This window comes from Bacillus sp. PAMC26543, assembly GCF_014250375.1.
In the GTDB taxonomy this organism is placed as follows: Bacteria; Bacillota; Bacilli; order Bacillales; family Bacillaceae; genus Bacillus; species Bacillus halotolerans.
In genome coordinates, this window is sequence record NZ_CP060193.1 from 1,523,226 (window position 1) to 1,542,047 (window position 18,822).

General features: G+C 40.4%; 15 protein-coding genes. 9 read left to right on the forward strand and 6 right to left on the reverse strand.

Going from position 1 to position 18,822, the window contains the following annotated elements:
* The first annotated feature begins 249 nt into the window (after positions 1–249).
* From H7F27_RS07590 to cypB, 7 genes are all read left to right on the forward strand, one after another.
* Positions 250–618, forward strand: coding sequence for a Na-translocating system protein MpsC family protein (locus H7F27_RS07590; RefSeq protein ID WP_024122287.1), 369 nt, complete (start codon positions 250–252; stop codon positions 616–618).
* 264 nt (positions 619–882) lie between these two features.
* Positions 883–1,683, forward strand: a complete 801-nt coding sequence (locus H7F27_RS07595; protein WP_185848769.1) for a formate/nitrite transporter family protein — start codon at positions 883–885, stop codon at positions 1,681–1,683.
* A gap of 396 nt (positions 1,684–2,079) precedes the next feature.
* Positions 2,080–2,229, forward strand: a complete 150-nt coding sequence (locus H7F27_RS07600) for a YrzI family small protein (protein WP_024122284.1) — start codon at positions 2,080–2,082, stop codon at positions 2,227–2,229.
* A 166-nt stretch (positions 2,230–2,395) separates the two neighbouring features.
* Entirely contained in the window at positions 2,396–2,554 is a 159-nt protein-coding gene (locus tag H7F27_RS07605) for a hypothetical protein (protein ID WP_185848770.1), read from the forward strand.
* Between the two features lie 188 nt (positions 2,555–2,742).
* Complete coding sequence (locus tag H7F27_RS07610) at positions 2,743–3,291, forward strand: class I SAM-dependent methyltransferase (RefSeq protein WP_103672579.1); 549 nt, start codon at positions 2,743–2,745, stop codon at positions 3,289–3,291.
* Positions 3,292–3,513: 222 nt separating this feature from the next.
* Complete coding sequence (locus H7F27_RS07615) at positions 3,514–4,104, forward strand: transcriptional regulator FatR (protein WP_024122281.1); 591 nt, start codon at positions 3,514–3,516, stop codon at positions 4,102–4,104.
* A gap of 16 nt (positions 4,105–4,120) precedes the next feature.
* Complete coding sequence (gene cypB / locus H7F27_RS07620; protein ID WP_185848771.1) at positions 4,121–7,285, forward strand: bifunctional cytochrome P450/NADPH--P450 reductase CypB; 3,165 nt, start codon at positions 4,121–4,123, stop codon at positions 7,283–7,285.
* Between the two features lie 322 nt (positions 7,286–7,607).
* Here cypB and H7F27_RS07625 read toward each other — a convergent pair whose 3' ends face one another.
* From H7F27_RS07625 to H7F27_RS07645, 5 genes are all read right to left on the reverse strand, one after another.
* Positions 7,608–7,871 (reverse strand): YrhK family protein, encoded by a 264-nt coding sequence (locus H7F27_RS07625; RefSeq protein WP_395958033.1) that lies wholly within the window; start codon positions 7,869–7,871, stop codon positions 7,608–7,610.
* A gap of 467 nt (positions 7,872–8,338) precedes the next feature.
* Complete coding sequence (locus H7F27_RS07630; RefSeq protein ID WP_185848773.1) at positions 8,339–10,237, reverse strand: acyltransferase family protein; 1,899 nt, start codon at positions 10,235–10,237, stop codon at positions 8,339–8,341.
* Between the two features lie 129 nt (positions 10,238–10,366).
* Positions 10,367–11,224 carry an anti-sigma-V factor RsiV gene (gene rsiV / locus H7F27_RS07635; protein ID WP_095713415.1) on the reverse strand — a complete coding sequence of 286 codons (858 nt, stop codon included), beginning with the start codon at positions 11,222–11,224 and terminating at the stop codon, positions 10,367–10,369.
* On the reverse strand, positions 11,224–11,721 hold the full coding sequence (gene sigV, locus H7F27_RS07640; protein ID WP_095713414.1) for an RNA polymerase sigma factor SigV: 498 nt from the start codon (positions 11,719–11,721) through the stop codon (positions 11,224–11,226). Before sigV ends, rsiV begins: the two co-directional genes overlap by 1 nt.
* 249 nt (positions 11,722–11,970) lie before the next feature.
* Positions 11,971–12,798 (reverse strand): TrmB family transcriptional regulator, encoded by an 828-nt coding sequence (locus H7F27_RS07645; RefSeq protein WP_095713413.1) that lies wholly within the window; start codon positions 12,796–12,798, stop codon positions 11,971–11,973.
* 153 nt (positions 12,799–12,951) lie between these two features.
* On the opposite strand from H7F27_RS07645, the gene H7F27_RS07650 reads away from it, so the two are divergent.
* Positions 12,952–13,584, forward strand: a complete 633-nt coding sequence (locus tag H7F27_RS07650; RefSeq protein WP_024122275.1) for a LysE family transporter — start codon at positions 12,952–12,954, stop codon at positions 13,582–13,584.
* A gap of 240 nt (positions 13,585–13,824) precedes the next feature.
* Here the strand turns inward: H7F27_RS07650 and H7F27_RS07655 are convergent, their stop codons facing one another.
* Entirely contained in the window at positions 13,825–15,198 is a 1,374-nt protein-coding gene (locus H7F27_RS07655) for an amino acid permease (RefSeq protein WP_024122274.1), read from the reverse strand.
* 689 nt (positions 15,199–15,887) lie between these two features.
* On the opposite strand from H7F27_RS07655, the gene H7F27_RS07660 reads away from it, so the two are divergent.
* Complete coding sequence (locus H7F27_RS07660) at positions 15,888–18,698, forward strand: sigma-54-dependent transcriptional regulator (RefSeq protein WP_185848774.1); 2,811 nt, start codon at positions 15,888–15,890, stop codon at positions 18,696–18,698.
* Positions 18,699–18,822: the final 124 nt, after the last annotated feature.

An 18,822-nucleotide genomic window follows, 5' to 3' on the forward strand; every position in this document is an offset into this window, starting at 1 on the left:
CATTCACAGAAGGTGTAAACACACATGGCGGAATAGTTCACTAGCAAGTCTTACTAACAGACCAATCCTGGATTTTTATAAACCGATAGACTCATAACAAGATCCTATTACAAATCCATCAACACTGCTTTTATTATAAAGTGATATTTATTATAATACAATATGACAGGAAAATTTTAACCAAGTGAAATGTCCTGAGGGGAACCGGGAACGGCCTTTTTTAAGGCAAAATCGGAAGGGGTAATCAGCATGTCAAAGAAAATTCATGAGTTCAATGATATTATTCGAAAACTTCGCAAGGAATTGTTCGGCAAAGGACCTGAACGGATTCACACGGTATTTGTAGATAATATGGCTGTGTCGACGCTCTACGGCAACCTGAGCGCGAGCGAGCAGTTTATCGCCCGCACGCCTGAGGGAAGAGAAATGGTACATGCGGCCCGGACAAGCCTGATTCAAGACCTTTACTCTAAAAAAACGCCGGAAGGAATGGAGGAGCTGATCGGGGCTAAGCTTGTTCATTTGTTTTCTGATATCAAAATTGAAGAAAATATCGCCGTATCTGTTTTTGTCTTTGACCGAAAAATTGACGACCAAAAAGAAGTCCTTTTTAACTAGCATATTTGCCATTGACACAAAATTGTCACATTTGATATGATGTTTTTACTGCAGTTATAGAAGGACAAAAGCAATGGAATGTATGCACGAACTGTATATATTCTCTATCAATATCTTAATTCTGCTTGATGTTGTTGTATGGGTATGCACACAAGTTAGGCAGCATTCAAACACCTGATTGATACAGGTTATTTGAGTGCTGCCTTTTTTGATGCTTTTCTTTTATAACTGTAAAAATGGAGAAACAATGGGGGCGTATTTAGTATGGGTTTTCGGAAACCGGATGAAATAGCAGAAGCAGCAATTGAAGCAGGGATGAAAAAGATAAAGCTTCCGCTGCTGTCTCTCTTGGTGCTGGGGTTTTTAGGCGGTGCCTTTATCGCACTCGGTTATTTGCTTGATATCAGGGTGATCGGCGATCTTCCGAAAGAATGGGGAAGCATGTCCAGTTTTATCGGGGCTGCGGTATTTCCTGTAGGACTGATACTTGTGGTTCTTGCAGGGGCTGAGCTGATTACAGGAAATATGATGTCAGTGGCAATGGCGTTATTTTCGAGAAAAATATCACTAAAGGAATTGGCGGTTAATTGGGTGATCGTCACCATTATGAATCTGATCGGCGCTTTGTTTGTTGCTTACTTTTTCGGCCATCTTGTCGGCTTAACCGAAACGGGGCCATATTTGGAAAAGACGATCGCTGTTGCACAAGGCAAGCTTGATATGAGCTTTGGCAAGGTTCTCGTTTCCGGCATCGGCTGTAACTGGCTGGTGTGTCTTGCAGTTTGGCTTTCCTTCGGTGCTCAAGATGGCGCAGGGAAAATTTTTGGCATCTGGTTCCCTGTCATGGCCTTTGTGGCAATCGGATTTCAGCACGTTGTCGCCAACATGTTTGTGATTCCGGCTGCCATTTTTGCAGGCTCGTTTACGTGGGGGCAGTTTATCGGAAACCTCATTCCGGCTTTTATCGGCAATGTTATTGGAGGAGCAGTGTTTGTCGGATTCATCTATTTTATCGCATATCATAAGAAAGACCGCTCCAGAAAAGAAATGAAACAGGTATCATAAACAAGGGACAAAGACAGTCGATGAATCACACAATTTACGTCCATTTTTAGAAAAAGATGTTTACAAAATGGAATTTGGTGGATATACTTACAAAGTAAGAAAAAAAGCAAAGGAGGCTGAATCAAAATGACAATGCGACAACGACGCAGACCAGTTAATGGCTCACGCAATGTACAAGGAATTTGTAATGGTTTATTCAGCCTGTGGAAGAGTCCATGTCCTTCCTTAACCGATGCTTATCGCACGCATTAAATTCGGAATCGTCGGACATACGCAACTCCCCGCAGGCAGTAGAGACATGGGTGTCTTCTTTTGTCTGCGGTTTTTATGTGCCCGCAGCAGGGAGATGCCGCGGGTTATTTCGCTTGGGGCGGACTTTGAAAGGGGGTGAGCGATATGACGATTAACCTATTCTTTTTGACTTTAACGATTAACAAGCGGTTTAAAAGCCCGGAAGAGTTCGAACAAGAACAGCAGATCGAGCAGATTTATGATGAAATGAAAGAATCTCAGCTGAAACATCTTTATTTGACAAACTGGCGCTAATAAAAGGAAACAAAATACAGAAGGGAGAGATGACAAATGCTTAAAATGGAACTATTGATGCATTATACGATGGAGAAGGACCAAGTGTAGCGAATGAAGCTGTCAAGGAAATGCCGTCCTGCATATCATAAAAAAAGCAGCACTTTATGTAAGGGCAGGTGATGGCATGATGAACTTTCAACAAAAAAGGCTGCCGTCGATAGGTCATGGTTATGCATCCATGCCGCATTCCTTCAAACACGGCTATGGCAATCCATTCCGTCAGCAGAGACTGGCGGCGATGCAGCATCAAAGGCTGTATATGTTCCCATATCATTGGCATTAAAAAGCGGGCGGAAAACATTTTGTTTTCTGCCTTTTTTTGCGGGAAAAAATGAAAATGTTCAGTTCTGTTGAAACATTTCTAAACACATTGCCGTCTAGTTGATATCTTCATTCTGTATAAGAAATGAAGCGATGTTTATTTTTTCAATATAATATATAAGCACATGAAACCAAAAGCAGGTGTTTAAAATGCTAGAAAACAAACTTTATAAACGAGCGAACCTATTGAAATTATTTTCTGGGAAATATAAGCAAACTAAAATAATTGAGCATATGATGATTGATTCTATAGACATACAAGAAAATGACAGAATTTTAGAAATTGGAACCGGAAACGGCTCTGTCTTTAAGACAATAACGGGAAAACTTGAAAAGGGAAGCATAAAAAGCATCGACTCTTCTAAGCGAAAAGTAAGACAGGTATCTCGTGCAATCCAAAAGCAAAAGAAAACAGATCAAGGGGGCATTTTCCATGGTCATCCGGAAAGGATCCCCTTTGAAGACCGTACCTTCAATAAAGTATTTTCTTTACATACGGTTCAGGCTTGTACTGATGTCAGGCTCGCATTAAGAGAGATTTATCGAGTGCTTCAAATTGACGGCCGATTTTACATCAGTATTGATAACAATGCAGAAAAAAACGAGAAAAAATATATTCAATTGCTGCAAGATCAGCATTTTAGAGACATTTCTGTCATCAGACGCGATTCGTGCCTTTGTATTGTCGCTGTTAAATAAAAAATTTCTCGGGAAATATATCCAGACTTCTGACATTCAGGGATTTGGGTATATTTTCTTAATTTTATATTTTTTGCATAGCATTTATATTAAAAAAAGTTTTTTTCATATAAACTATAAACATAAGAATGGGTAAGAGGTGATTCGAGACAGAGTGGATATCATTTATGAACAAACGGAATGAATGTTCATTCCTAAATGAATCGGAGGTTTTAAGTTTACATGGCATCCGCACTTATCAGTAAATACGATTTGATCATGAAGGCATCGCTCTCGCTTTTTACGGAAAGAGGATTTGATGCCACCACCATCCCAATGATAGCAAAAAGAGCTGAAGTTGGTACAGGCACGATTTATCGCTACTTTGACAGCAAAGAAACACTCGTCAATGTTTTGTTTCAAGAAAGCATTCAGCGTTTTTCAGAAAAGGTAAAGCGAAATTATTCTGAAATGCCTGTCAGAGAGGGCTTTCGCCACATATTTTGCTGTCTCGTTCAATTTACGAAGGAGAGCGACTACGCGCTGTTTTTTCTTGAAACGAAAAAGGATGCTCACTATTTAAATGAAACAAGCAAAAAAATGATAGAAAACCTGACTCAAATGCTTGACGATTTCTTTAACAAGGGAAAAACAGAAGGAGTGATCCGCTCCTTGCCCTCCAATGTATTAATTGCGATTGTATTAGGCGCATTTCTCAAGTTGTATCAGCTTGTGCAACAAGGTGATATAGAGATGAATGCTGATTTGATTTCTGAATTGGAGCAGTGCTGCTGGGACGCGATTAAACTTCATTCATTGACTTCAGAAGAATAAAGAAAGGAAGATGTTTATGAAACAGGCAAGTGCAATACCTCAGCCGAAAACATACGGACCTTTAAAAAACCTCCCGCATTTGGAAAAGGAACAGCTTTCCCAATCCTTATGGCGGATTGCTGATGAGTTAGGGCCGATTTTCCGTTTCGATTTTCCTGGTGTATCCGGCGTTTTCGTATCAGGCCATGAACTCGTTGCTGAAGTGTGTGACGAGAGCCGATTTGACAAAAACCTTGGAAAAGGCTTGCTGAAAGTGCGTGAGTTCGGAGGAGACGGATTGTTTACAAGCTGGACGCACGAGCCGAATTGGCAGAAAGCCCATCGTATTCTGCTGCCGAGCTTCAGTCAAAAAGCAATGAAAGGCTATCATTCTATGATGCTGGATATCGCGACACAGCTGATTCAAAAATGGAGCCGGCTGAATCCGAATGAAGAAATTGACGTGGCGGACGATATGACCCGCCTGACGCTTGATACCATCGGGTTATGCGGATTTAACTATCGGTTTAACAGCTTTTACCGTGATACGCAGCATCCGTTTATCACCAGCATGCTCCGGGCTTTAAAAGAGGGAATGAACCAAACAAAAAGGCTGGGCCTGCAGGATAAGATGATGGTCAAAACGAGACAGCAGTTCCAAAAGGATATCGAAGTGATGAATTCGCTGGTTGACAGAATTATAGCAGAACGAAAAGCAAACCCGGACCAAAACATTAAGGATCTGTTATCGCTCATGCTTTATGCGAAAGATCCTGTAACGGGTGAGACACTGGATGATGAAAACATCAGATATCAAATCATCACGTTTTTAATCGCAGGCCATGAAACAACGAGCGGCTTGCTTTCCTTTGCGATTTACTGTCTGCTTAAACATCCGGAAAAACTTAAAAAAGCTCAAGTGGAAGCCGATCGCGTGTTAACGGAAGACACGCCTGAATATAAACACATTCAGCAGCTGAAATATGTTCGGATGGTTCTCAATGAAACGCTTAGGCTGTATCCGACAGCGCCCGCTTTTTCTCTTTATGCCAAGGAGGATACAGTTTTAGGCGGCGAATACCCTATCAGTAAAGGACAGCCCGTCTCCGTCTTGATCCCAAAACTTCACAGAGATCAAAACGCTTGGGGTGAAGATGCAGAAGATTTTCGTCCGGAACGGTTTGAGAACCCTGAGAGTATTCCTCACCATGCGTATAAACCGTTTGGAAACGGCCAGCGGGCATGTATCGGGATGCAGTTTGCGCTTCAAGAAGCGACAATGGTTCTCGGACTTGTATTAAAGCACTTTGAATTGATGAATCACACTGGTTACGAGCTCAAAATCAAAGAGGCATTAACAATTAAACCGGATGATTTTAAAATTACAGTGAAACCAAGGAAAACGGTCCAAATGAATGTTCAGAAAAAAGAACAGACTGGCACCGTGCACGAAACGAAGGAAAACGAGACAAAACCTAAACACGGCACACCTTTACTCGTTCTTTACGGTTCAAACCTCGGCACCGCAGAAGGCATGGCAGGTGAATTGGCAGCTTACGGGCGCCGGCTCGGCTTTACAGCGGAAACTGCACCTCTTGATGATTACATTGGAAAACTCCCCGACCAAGGCGCTGTTGTCATTGTGACTGCCTCATATAACGGGGCGCCGCCTGATAATGCTGCTGGCTTTGTCGAGTGGCTGGGAGAGTTGGAGGAAGGTCAATTAAAGGGTGTTTCCTATGCGGTATTCGGCTGCGGAAACCGGAGCTGGGCCAGCACGTATCAGCGAATTCCTCGCCTTATCGATGACATGATGGCATCAAAAGGAGCATCACGATTGACATCCATTGGGGAAGGCGATGCGGCCGATGACTTTGAAAGCCATCGCGAGTCTTGGGAGAACCGCTTTTGGAAGGAAACAATGGAAGCCTTTCACGTGAATGAAATAACCGAGAAAGAAACGAAGCCGTCACTATCCATTACATTCCTCAGTGAAGCAACAGAGACACCGCTTGCTAAAGCGTATGGCGCGTTTGAAGGTATCGTTCTTGAAAATCATGAGCTTCAGACAGCAAGCAGTTTGCGTTCGACGCGTCATATAGAATTGGAGCTCCCTGACTCAAAAACGTATAAAGAAGGCGACCACATCGGAATATTGCCGAAAAACAGCCAAGAGCTGGTTCAACGGGTTCTCAACCGATTCGATTTGCAGCCGCAAGATGTGATAAAAATGAACGGCAGCCCGCATATGGCTCACCTTCCGCTGGATCGGCCGATCAGAGTGATGGAGTTATTATCATCTTACGTAGAGCTGCAGGATTCTGCTTCAAGGCTTCAGCTTCGTGAGCTGGCTTCATATACAGTATGCCCGCCTCATAAAAAAGAGCTGGAATTACTTATATCGAGTGATGAAATGTACAAGGAACATGTTCTGAGAAAACGTGTGACAATGCTGGATCTGTTAGAGGACTATCCGGCCTGTGAAATGCCGTTTGAACGGTTTTTAGAGCTTTTGCCATCACTAAAGCCAAGATATTATTCAATTTCAAGCTCACCGAAGGTCAAAGCAAATAGGGTCAGTATGACGGTGGGAGTTGTAAAGGCCTCAGCTTGGAGCGGACGCGGGGAATATAAGGGCGTTGCATCCAATTACTTAGCCGGACTCCGTCAAGGTGATACGGTTGCCTGTTTCATTCGGACACCGCAATCTGGATTCCAGCTGCCTGATGATCTCCAAACTCCGCTGATTATGGTGGGACCGGGTACAGGAATTGCGCCATTCAGAGGTTTCATCCAGGCCAGATCCGTTCTGAAGAAGGAAGGAAGTGCGCTTGGCGAAGCTCATTTATACTTCGGATGCCGGCGTCCTGATCATGACGATCTTTATAAAGAAGAGCTTGACCAGGCGGAAAAAGCCGGTTTGGTAACAGTCCATCGATGCTATTCACGAATGGAAGACGAACCAAAAGTATATGTTCAGCACTTACTAAAACAAGATGCACAGAAATTAATTTCACTGATCGAAAAAGGTGCGCACGTTTATATATGCGGCGATGGTGCACAAATGGCTCCTGAAGTAGAGAACACACTGCGTGCGGCTTATGAAGCTGACAAAGGAGCAAGTCAGGAAGCGTCAGCAGAATGGCTGAAGAAGCTGCAAGATCAAAAACGTTATGTAAAAGATGTATGGACTGGAATGTAAGTAAAAATAAATCCCGCCAGAGATGGCGGGATTGCTTTAGCATGTGAAAAACCGGCACGATATTGAAATCTACTGAAAAGGATGTTATAGGGAGTATCGCGCCGGCCTTGTTATTATTATCGTCCGAAAGATATAAAACTTTAGGTTTTTTTTCTATTATTTTATATATAAATAGTTATAAAGTTATATATTTGTGTATTGGAGTTCGATTTTTTATTGACTTAATCAAGCGTTTTGCCTTCATCCTGCCGTTTGAGTTAGACTGTCCGATAGACCCGGCTTTTGAAAGCCCCGCAGGTTTCAGACTGTTCGCTTCTTCAAACTAGTCAGAGGACACTCCTTTTTGATATTGACGCTCAAGATGTTTTCTGAATGAAAAATCATGAACCAGTCGAATTGTCGGTCTGATTAAAAGCAGGAAGCTGCCAACCGCAAACAGCCATATCCCTGCAGACATTAATTCATCGTAAAAGAAGAAAAAGCTGCCGATGAAAAATAAAAAGCCAATGATAAAATCGTTTACTGTATAGAGAACTTTATATCGTTTTTTGAAAAAAAGCTCGTATCGATTTATTTGCTTTTTCATCTCTTTTTCTGCATTAGCTTCCACGATGATCCCTCCATTCTATATTTGCTTACCCTCACGTAAACGATAGGTAAACATAAGAGCTTCACAGCTAGATATAAAAATGATGAGGACCATATATAGGTCAGCCATTTCTCAAGTTAGGAAGGGCGGTAGTTTGTGAGTTTTCTTATACCTATTTATTAACATAAATTTAAAAATGTTGTAATATAAATGGATCATAAACGAAGGGGGTGGCAATATGAATAAAGAATCGAAGGTTATTATCGTATTAGGTGAATTTGAGAACGAAGCGGAAGGAATAATTTTAGAATGCAGAATATAAATTTCCAATAGATTAGGTTTTATGCCTGGTCCATGTCATCAATGTGAACGGCAATTCTTTTTTAAAAGCAATTTGCTGCACGCAGCTGGAATTGATCCATCGCAAAAAAAAGAGGTCTAAGCAGGACCTCTTTTTTGCTAATCTATTTTATTGCCCGAACGATAAGAGCGGTTAAAGCTTCAGCCCCTTGGGGAACCAAGTGTACGCCGTCAGGGGTGAAATACTCCGGATGCTGGAGAGCTTCTGTATGCCAGTCAACCAACGTAATATTGTTATGCGTGTTAGCCTGCTGCCGCAAAGATTCATTCACCTTGCTTTCCCATTGCCGGGGAACCCGCGTATTGACAAGATAGATATGAGCTTTTGAGAAAGATGTAAGCAATTGATCGATTTGGCTGTTTGTAAAGTAGCCATTGGTTCCCAGCTCAATGATGACAGCTTTATTCGGCTGATTAAAAGACTTGTATTCCTGTGTCAGTTCTAAAGCTTGAGACATTTGTCTTCCCACCTTCCCATCAATTGTGACATGTGAAAGAGACTGACGGAGGCTGGAGGCGATATCAAGCATAACGGAATCCCCTATAGCTAATACTTCTTTATCAGCAGCTGCCGGTTCTTTCTGAGATTTTTCGTCCTTTTTTTTCTTAGTCTCCTGTCCTTTTGCGCTCGTTTCCTCTTGATCTTTAGTTGAGGCTGTTGTTTTTTGTTTGGATTTGTTTTCTCCGTCTTTATCGGATGCTGCCATCTTTCTATGCTCTGACGTCTGGTTTGTGTCAGCGCTTGTTTCTTGTGAGCTATACGTCCATTGCGGATGTTTTTTCTCTCCGGCTACCCCTGACAGTCCCCCTGCAAAAATAAGTATAGCGAGAATGACGAAGCCAATTGACATTTTGCTGATGACAGATGTCGTTTTCCATTCTCGAATTCTATGAATAAAAGCCCGGCGGAAAAATGACTTAAACCCCTCTGTCCGTATCGGCTTTTCAATGAAATGATAGGAAAGCTCGGCGAGTATAAATGTAACGATGATCTTTAGCGCGATATGCCAAAAAACAGGGTTTCCGATTTCTTGAACCGGCGTGCTTAACACAATAACAGGGTAGTGCCAAAGATAAATACCGTAAGACCTCGTTCCAAGCCAACGAAGAGGCCTCCATGAAAGCAGAATGCCCAAAAAGCTGCTCGGATGGGATACACATGCAATAAGGACCGCTGCGGTAATGCTTATTAAAAACATTCCGCCTCTGTAAAGAAAAGGTTCGTATTCATCTGTAAAATAGACACACAAAACTAAAATACAAAACGCCGATAGTTCTGTGCCATGCAAAAGGCGCTTCAGTTTGCATGGCAGCCTGTTGGAAGACAGCCTTTTCATCGGCCATATCAGAGCCAGAGCACATCCTATGAGAAGTTCAAACGAACGAGTATCTGTGCCGTAGTACACGCGACTCGGATCTCCGCCGGGTTCATACAGTACGCTCATCATCACGGCTGAACAGAGCGCAAGCAACGACACCGCTGCCGCCAGTTTCGCACGGTTTTTAAATATGTACATTCCAGCAACCAAGAACATCGGCCATACAATATAAAATTGCTCTTCAATTGCCAATGACCAAAGGTTTTTAAGCGGTGACGGGGATCCGAAGCTATCAAAATACGAGAGTTTATGAAAAATAAACCACCAATTACTCATGTAAAAGAGAGAAGAGATGGCATCTCCGCGCACAGTGTGCAAAAGTTCCCGGTTGCATACGACGACCCAAATAACAGCGGAAATGATCATAAGGTAAGCCGCTGGCAGAAGCCGCCGAATTCGGCGCACCCAAAAGTCCCGAAAATCAAGGCTGATATCATTTCCATGTGCCGGCAGTATAATAGATGTAATTAAATAGCCTGATAATACAAAAAAGATATCAACTCCAATGAAACCACCGTTAGCCCAATTGAAGTTTAGGTGATAGGCGATAACTGCCAGGACGGCAAAAGCCCGAAGGCCATCGAGTCCAGTGATGTAGCGGTGATGCTGTGTTTTGTGATACATGGTATTCCTCCAATAATGTGCAGATATTCTCGTTGTTTTGGCTGCAAGGTTACGCCTTTTTGATATTTGTCAGGTCCCTTTGCGAAAGGGAAAACACCCATGACAGATGATGACATGGATGTTTTTCTGTTATCGAACATAACGTTCTCCCATGAGCAGATTTGAGATGACGCTGGTTGGAATTTTAAACTCTGTAACGCCCATATAGCCGGGGGCAACTTCATATTCATCAAATGAAATCACAAGTTTATGGTCTTCTGTAATATAAAACGTTTGATCAGGCTGAATGTGTTTGAATGGTTCTGCATCCTCGTCAGTGACCCAATAGATTTTATTTGGATCTTCCTTCATTTGCTGTTTCATTTGTTCTTTGATGTTTTGGCTGATGACTTTGATATAGCGGTCATCTTTAAATAAACTTTTTAATGTAAGTAAGATATCATTCTTTTTGTCAATTGTGATATAACGGCTTTGTGTGTAAGATGATGCTTGTGTTTTTTCAATATCACGCCGAATAGAAATTAAATCTGGCGTGTCTGTTACTGTCTCGTAATCACTGTAGATGCTGAGATGTCCTTTTTTATTTTTGGATGTGGACTGTATAAATTCTTTATACATCTGCTTGCTTTCTTTCAAATATTTCTGGTTGATGCTGTTTTCAAGCTCTTTATTAGAAAGTCCCGACAGAGCAGGCGTTTTGACATCAATGCTTGATTCATCTTTCTCTTCTTTGATCTCAATAAAAGTGATGGCTTTGACGATCTTGCCGATGACAGGGATTTTTGACATAGCTTGAGCTGCATCTGGGTTGATGTTGACAAGTGCAGTGAATAAAATAGCTGCCGCGACAGCTGCTGATGTCGGCCACATGACGATTCTTTTCTTTTTTGGTTTTTGCTGAAGGGCTTTTTCGACAATGATATCCAGTTCTTTAGGAATCTGGACATTTTTATATTCTTCTTTTAATTGCTGTAATCTCTTATCCATTAAGAATCCTCCTTCGTCAACTGAATGCGCATCAGCTTCAATGCTCTGTAAAGGCGCGTTTTGACGGTATTCAAATTTTCCCCTGTAATTTCCGCAATTTCTTCTAGTTTGAGGTCTTCAAAAAAACGCAAAATAATAATTGTTTTATAGTGGGACGGCAATTCGTCGAGCGCTTCATGAAGATCAGTGTCCTTATAGTGATCTTCCTTTCCTGAGCTTAAAAACTCAATCGTTTCGTCATCCATCACCTTTAACTTTTTTTGTTTTCGCAAAAAATCAATAGCTGTACGTACTAAGATTTTATAAAACCAGCTTTTTATCGTCTCAGGGTTTCTGACCGTTTCAACTGAGCTGAGCGCTTTTTTTATAGATTCCTGAATAATATCTAATGCGTCATCTTGATTTTTCACATAACTGAAGGCTAATCTGTAGAAATCTTGCTTATGGTCAGTTATACACGTGACAAGCAACGCTTTTATTGTTTGTTTTTTCTTCATTGCAATAAAGGGCTCCTTTTTGAATATACGTATATCGTAGGATGTTACCTAGGATAGACGGGGCAGTTTGAAAAATAGTTTGCGCAGATATTATTTTTTTAAAAAAAGTGATCAGGAGCGGGAGGGGAGGATCAATTGCTTAAAAATAAACGGAAAAGACCCTATTAATGGGGAGTTCATAAAAAAACATGACTTGTTGATACAAGCCATGTTTTTTGGTTACATGGTATACAGGAAATATCATGTGTTCTATTCCAAGTAATGTTTTTTAAAATCTGAGTGGATTGAAAATTTGCGTCGTAACTGGATGAGGTTTTTTCCAAAACTTTCTTCTAAAAGCCCTCTATGCTTCTTCATAATTTCCATGAGATACAGATCATGAATGATCACTTCTGTAATAGGCATGACTAAACCTACATGCATCGTCCATGCAGCACGGCTATCGTTGCCAAGAGAGACAATACCTGCTACTACTTCTGAATCATCTCCGCTATATACAAGCCACCGTCCGTCATACTCTTCTGTAATTTCACTGCTCATATCATGAAGGTACACATTAGCAAAATCAGATGCGATATCTCCGTAGGCAATAATGGTGACAATGACACCTTTATTTGCCGCCTGTCTCAGCTCTGATTCCACCTCTTTGAAATCCTCTTTCCAGATCTCCAAGAGGATTCTTTTTTTTGCTGATAATATACAAGCCTTCACCTTTTCAAGAATTTCACTGCGTCCGGTGATATTCCAGATATTTTCCCGGTCATTTGCGGTCTGTTCGAATTTTTCAAAGTATTTTTCAGCCTGGTCAAAATTCTCTTCCGCTTTGAGCCGTCGGTTTTTAATCAGTTCTTTAGCGGGTACAGGGACATACTGAGGCGTGTTTCCGTGGCTTACAAAAACATCTCCTCTTAAGACTAAGCTTTCCAAGACTTCATATATTTTTGAACGAGGCACGCCGGAATTTTTGGCTACCGCATAACCGGTTAAAGGCGATTCTTGCAATAATGCCAGATAAGCTTTTGATTCATATTCGGTAAAATTGAGGTTTTTTAAAATGTCTAACATATTTTCCTTCATACATCCTCCAATATAAAGAGCAGTCGCTGCCTTTGTAATCGCTATTTTAACAAACCATATTGATTTTTTCCAAACGTATTGATACACTTTTTATAGGGAGTTACTTTAGTAGTCACTATATGTTAAGGGGATTCATTTAAAGGGGGAAAGAACATGCACAGCTTACTCGCATACATACCGATCGCTGCCATGATGGTTATCATTCCAGGAGCAGATACGATGCTTGTTATGAAAAATACCCTTAGGTATGGCGCAAAGGCTGGCCGATATAATATTCTCGGATTGGCAACGGGACTTTCTTTTTGGACGGTTATTGCCATTCTAGGTTTATCAATGGTCATTGCCAAGTCGGTGATTCTTTTTACAACAATCAAATATTTGGGAGCAGCATACTTAATTTATTTAGGGATAAAAAGTTTTTTTGCAAAAAATATGTTTTCTTTAGACGACATGCAAGCTCAAGCAAAAACCGCAGCAATTTCTCCGAAACGACACTATAAATCTTCCTTTATGCAAGGGTCACTCAGTAACATTCTCAATCCCAAAACGGTTTTGGTCTATGTCACGATCATGCCCCAATTCATTAATTTGAAGGGAAATGTAAACCAGCAGCTCATTATTTTAGCTTCAATTCTCACCCTATTAGCGGTGTTATGGTTCCTCTTTCTCGTTTATATCATTGATTACGCAAAAAAATGGATGAAAAATCCCAAGTTCCAGAAAGCTTTTCAAAAAATAACGGGAATCATATTAGTTGGGTTTGGTATTAAAACTGGTTTAAATTGATGTCACGGCCACTTATCAAAAGACTCCGTTCATATTTTGAACGGAGTCTTTTGATAAATATGGAGATTAAATCACGGAGGCAGGTATGTTTTTATCTTCAGCATACGTTTATTTGGAGACATTTGTACGGGAAAAGATCATGACACTAAATGAGCGGGATCGTAAAACATGGAATATCCAGTGCCTCGCAGCACACAAAAAAGACAAGGGATAAACAACTCCCTTGTCTTTTTTATGATTTCACTTAGTATGACGAACTTTATAAGCAATCATCAATAAGAGAAACCAAACTGGAGTGACAAATAGGGAAACACGCGTATCTTTCGCGAGTGCCAGCACAACCAGTATGAACACCAGGAAAGCCAGTGTTACGTAATTGGATAATGGAAAAAGCGGCATTTTAAATGTATTCACCTTTGCTGCATCCGGTCTTGTTTTCCGGTATTTCAAATGGCAAATCACAATAATGCCCCAAATAAAGATGAAGCATATAGTAGAAACACTTGTGATCAGCGTAAAGACTTGCTCTGGCATTACATAGTTCAGAATAACACCAATAAGAATGGCAATGGCTGAAAAGAACAATGCATTGCTTGGTACATTTGAGGCAGTCAGCTTTTGCAATGGGTCAGGTGCATGATGATCCTTGGCAAGCGAGTATACCATCCGGCTTGTACTAAATAAAGCACTATTGCCAGCTGAAGCAGCAGATGTCAGTACAACAAAATTAATGATGCTGGCGGCTGCTGTGATACCGACCGCTGAGAATACTTGAACAAATGGGCTTTCAGCAGGATTAATGATATTCCATGGATAAATACTCATAATCACAAGAAGAGCGCCAATATAAAAAAGCAAAATTCGAATAGGGATATTGTTAATTGCTTTAGGGATTACTTTTTCTGGGTTTTCTGCTTCGCCTGCAGTAAGCCCCACAAGTTCAATGCCCGTAAATGCAAACACGACCATCTGGAATGAGAGGATAAATCCATGTAAACCATTTGGAAACATGCCGCCGTGACTCCAAAGATTCGTGAAGGAGGCTATGCTTGACTGTGTGGAAAATCCTTTTATGATCAAGACAATACCGATAACAATCAGTGCCAGTATTGCGATGATTTTGATTAATGCGAACCAGAACTCCAATTCACCAAAAAGTTTTACAGTCGCTAGATTCATGATGAGCAACATCATAAGCGCAATAAACCCTGGCATCCATTGGGGTACACCAGGAAACCAATATTGGGTATAAAGACCGACAGCTGTTAAATCAGCCATAGCAAGTGAGATCCAGCAAAACCAGTACGTCCAGCCGGTAATAAATGCTGCCATATTTCCTAAATAATCACTTACAAAATCAACAAAAGAGTGATATCCCGCGTTTGATAAGAGCAGCTCTCCCAGTGAACGCATAATAAAAAAGAGAAATACGCCCGTGATCATGTAAGCAAATAAAATAGAGGGTCCTGAAAAATGTATTGATTTCCCTGATCCTAGGAATAAACCAGTTCCGATTGCCCCCCCAATCGCTATGAGTTGTATGTGCCTGTTTTTAAGGCCTCTGGACAATTTCCGTTTGTGCAGAGAATTGTCCATAGTGGAATCGTCCGTCACTTTATGTTTTCCTCCAATAAAAAATATAGTTATCTTGGTTGTTTAGGAATCATAGCTTCCTAAATTTTTTATCTATCATTATAACAGGAAACTTATATTATTTTAAATTTTATTGATTTTTTTAATTAAATGTAACTAATGTATCTATCTTTCTTTTCTATTTTTATAAGGTGTAATATCCATCAGGATGAGTAAAGGATTTCTTTTCTGCCGCTCTAATAATATATCCCACTATTTTTTATTAAAATAATAATGTTATAGGAAGAATAGAGAGTTTACATTCAGTCATGTTTATAATGACAAGAGATTAAGTTTTGGGTTATTTGCCCTGATCTTTAAGATGTATTTTCTGAAGTATCAGAACTTTGTCACCAATATGTTCACGGAGAGTGGTAAACTGTTTACGAATTATTACTTTTGAAGGGGGACAACCTGAGTGAATCATAGATCAAAAACACCAAAAAGGGTGTTTGTTTAGACAAATAACGAAATTATTTTTTAATCGGTGCAAGCTTTTGTGTTGAGATACGTGCTATTGTTCCTGCATACAAAAACATTTCACAGAATATTGAAAAAGAAAATCCGAGTGCGGACGCAAGGCCATAGAATGAGATGAGATCCTCAGTACAAGGCATAAAACTGATGTCCGTTTTTTCAATTTTGACTAATAAGGACAAAGGATGATATAGATGAAAAGAATTGATAAAATATACCATCAGCTCATGCATAATTTTCATGACTCCAGCTTAGATCATCTTTTAAAGGTACAGGGAAATTCAGCAAAGGAAATTGCTCAGCAATTGAAGATAGAGCGGTCCAATGTCAGTTTTGAATTAAACAATCTCGTGCGGTCCAAAAAGGTAATAAAAATTAAAACGTTTCCCGTGCGCTACATTCCAGTGGAAGTAGTGGAAAGGGCATTCAACAAAAAATGGAATACAGAGATAATGGAAGTGAAAGAACTGAAGGGGCTTTCTGAAAATCAAAAAAAGAACGATCAAAATATTTCTACGAATCCTCTTGAACTTATGATTGGAGCAAAAGGCAGTTTGAAGAAAGCAATTTCTCAAGCAAAAGCAGCTGTTTTTTATCCTCCGCACGGTCTGCACATGCTTCTCTTAGGACCAACAGGCTCCGGTAAATCCCTTTTTGCGAACCGGATTTACCAGTTTGCGATTTACTCTGACATTTTGAAGGCTGGTTCTCCGTTCATCACATTTAACTGTGCAGATTACTATAACAATCCTCAATTATTGCTCTCTCAATTATTTGGTCATAAGAAAGGAGCATTTACCGGTGCCAGCGAAGATAAAGCCGGTTTAGTTGAGCAGGCCGACGGGGGCATTCTGTTTATGGATGAAATTCATCGTCTTCCGCCTGAGGGACAAGAAATGCTGTTTTATTTTATCGACAGCGGATCTTATAACCGTCTTGGAGAAACTGAACATAAAAGAACATCGAAAGTATTATTTATTTGCGCAACTACCGAAAACCCTAATTCTGCTCTATTAAAAACATTTTTGCGGAGAATTCCAATGACGATTCATATTCCATCGCTGGAAGAACGATCTCTTAAAGAGAGAGTTGATCTCACAACGTTTTTATTAGGGAAAGAAGCAGAGCGTATTAAGAAGAATCTAAGTGTGCATATCGATGTATATAATGCATTGATTCATTCTGCGAAGTTTGGGAATGTGGGACAGCTGAAATCAAATGTGCAGTTAGTTTGTGCACATGGATTCTTACATAATCTTGACAGAGATGAAGTTGTTGAACTGACCGTTCGGGATCTCCCGGATGAAATCAAGCAAGATTGGATGTCAAGCAGCAAAAACATGAAAAGAAGCAAAACGATTTCTGAATATGTCAATATCACAACCATCATATCCCCGATAGTAGAAGATGAAACAACAAAAATTGATGATGATCTATCATTTAATTTGTATCATTTGATAGAAGAAAAGGTCGAAGTGCTAAACAAAGAAGGTTTGTCCAAAAAGGAAATAAACCAATATATTTTAACGGATATTCATTTGCATGTCAGAAGCTTTTTTAATCAAAGCGCGTTCCGAAATGACAACCTGCTGACATTTGTTGAGGACGGCGTGATTCAAATGACGAAGCAATTAAAAGAAGTTGCTGAACATGAACTGAATTGCACATTTGACCGTAAATTTATCTATTTTTTAAGTATGCATATCGATTCATTTTTAAAACGCGGTAAGCAAATTGATATTTTAAATGCGCAGGAAACAGATGAAATCCGTGATACCCATGTGAAAGAGTATCAGGTGGCGCTCATATTTAAAGACAAAATTCAGGAACACTTCAGAGTAACCGTCCCGGAAATAGAAGTCATCTACTTAACGATGCTGATTCATTCCATCAAAACGTTAAAAGAAAACAAAAGAGTAGGGATTGTGGTTGCCGCACATGGAAATAGCATGGCGAGTTCCATGGTAGAAGTAGCGACGGAGCTTTTAGGAAGCACCCCAATTGCGGCCGTTGATATGCCCCTTTCTGTTTCACCTGCGGAAATTATGGAGTGCTTAGCGGGAAAAATACAGCAGGTAGATGAAGGTGAAGGTGTTTTAATGCTTGTTGACATGGGGTCACTTGCAATGCTGGAAAGCAAGCTTGAAGAAAAAACAGGCATCAAAATCAAAACAATCAGCAATGTCACGACCTCAATGGTGCTGGACGCCGTCAGAAAGGTGAACTATCTGAATTTACATTTACATGCCATATATGATTCGGTCACAAAGGATTTTATTGAGTTATGGGATCGGCAGCCTGCCGCCTCACCAGGCAAAAAGAGGGCGTTGGTTTCGATCTGCACAACAGGCCGCGGAACGGCAAAAAAGCTGGAAGACATCTTAACAACGATCGTAAACAAGGCCTCTGATGTTCCCATCCACATATTGACCGTATCATCGATTAAATTGGCAAACAGCATCAAAGAAATCGAAAAAGAGTATGAGATTCTTGCGACAGTAGGAACAAAAGATCCTAAAATCAATGCTCCGCATGTATCTTTGGAGGTATTAATTGGAGGAGAAGGAGAGAAGATGATCCAACAGGCGATCACAAAAGGCAGCATCCCGATGAGTAATGGATTATCGGGCACAAACATCATTGTACGGGAGCTTTGCGAGGATAGTTTGAAAAAGTATCTGGTTTTTTTGAACCCTCATCACATTATAGAAATTTTATTAGAGTGGCTTCAAACCATTCAAGATGAACTAGGCATCATTTTCAATAACACAGTGATGATCAAAGTGATTATGCATACAGCTTTTGCCTTTGAAAGGGTGATTAAACAGAATCCGATTGCTTTTTCCGAAGAAGACGAAATAACCGATCAGCTGAAAGAGATCTTTGAGGTGACAGAGCGAACATTAATCCCTTACGAACAAAAATTGGGGCTGAACATAAGCGATGATGAAAAATTATTTATAGCCGCCATTTTTGCTGACGAAGTACATGGCCACATGTGTTAAAAACGATTTTTTTACGTAAACCTGTATTAAATGGAACGCCATTTTAATACAGGTTTATTTTTGTATTCACATGTGTTTCAATCAGCTTTCTTCATGTGCTGTAAAACAAATGAGAACGCTTAAC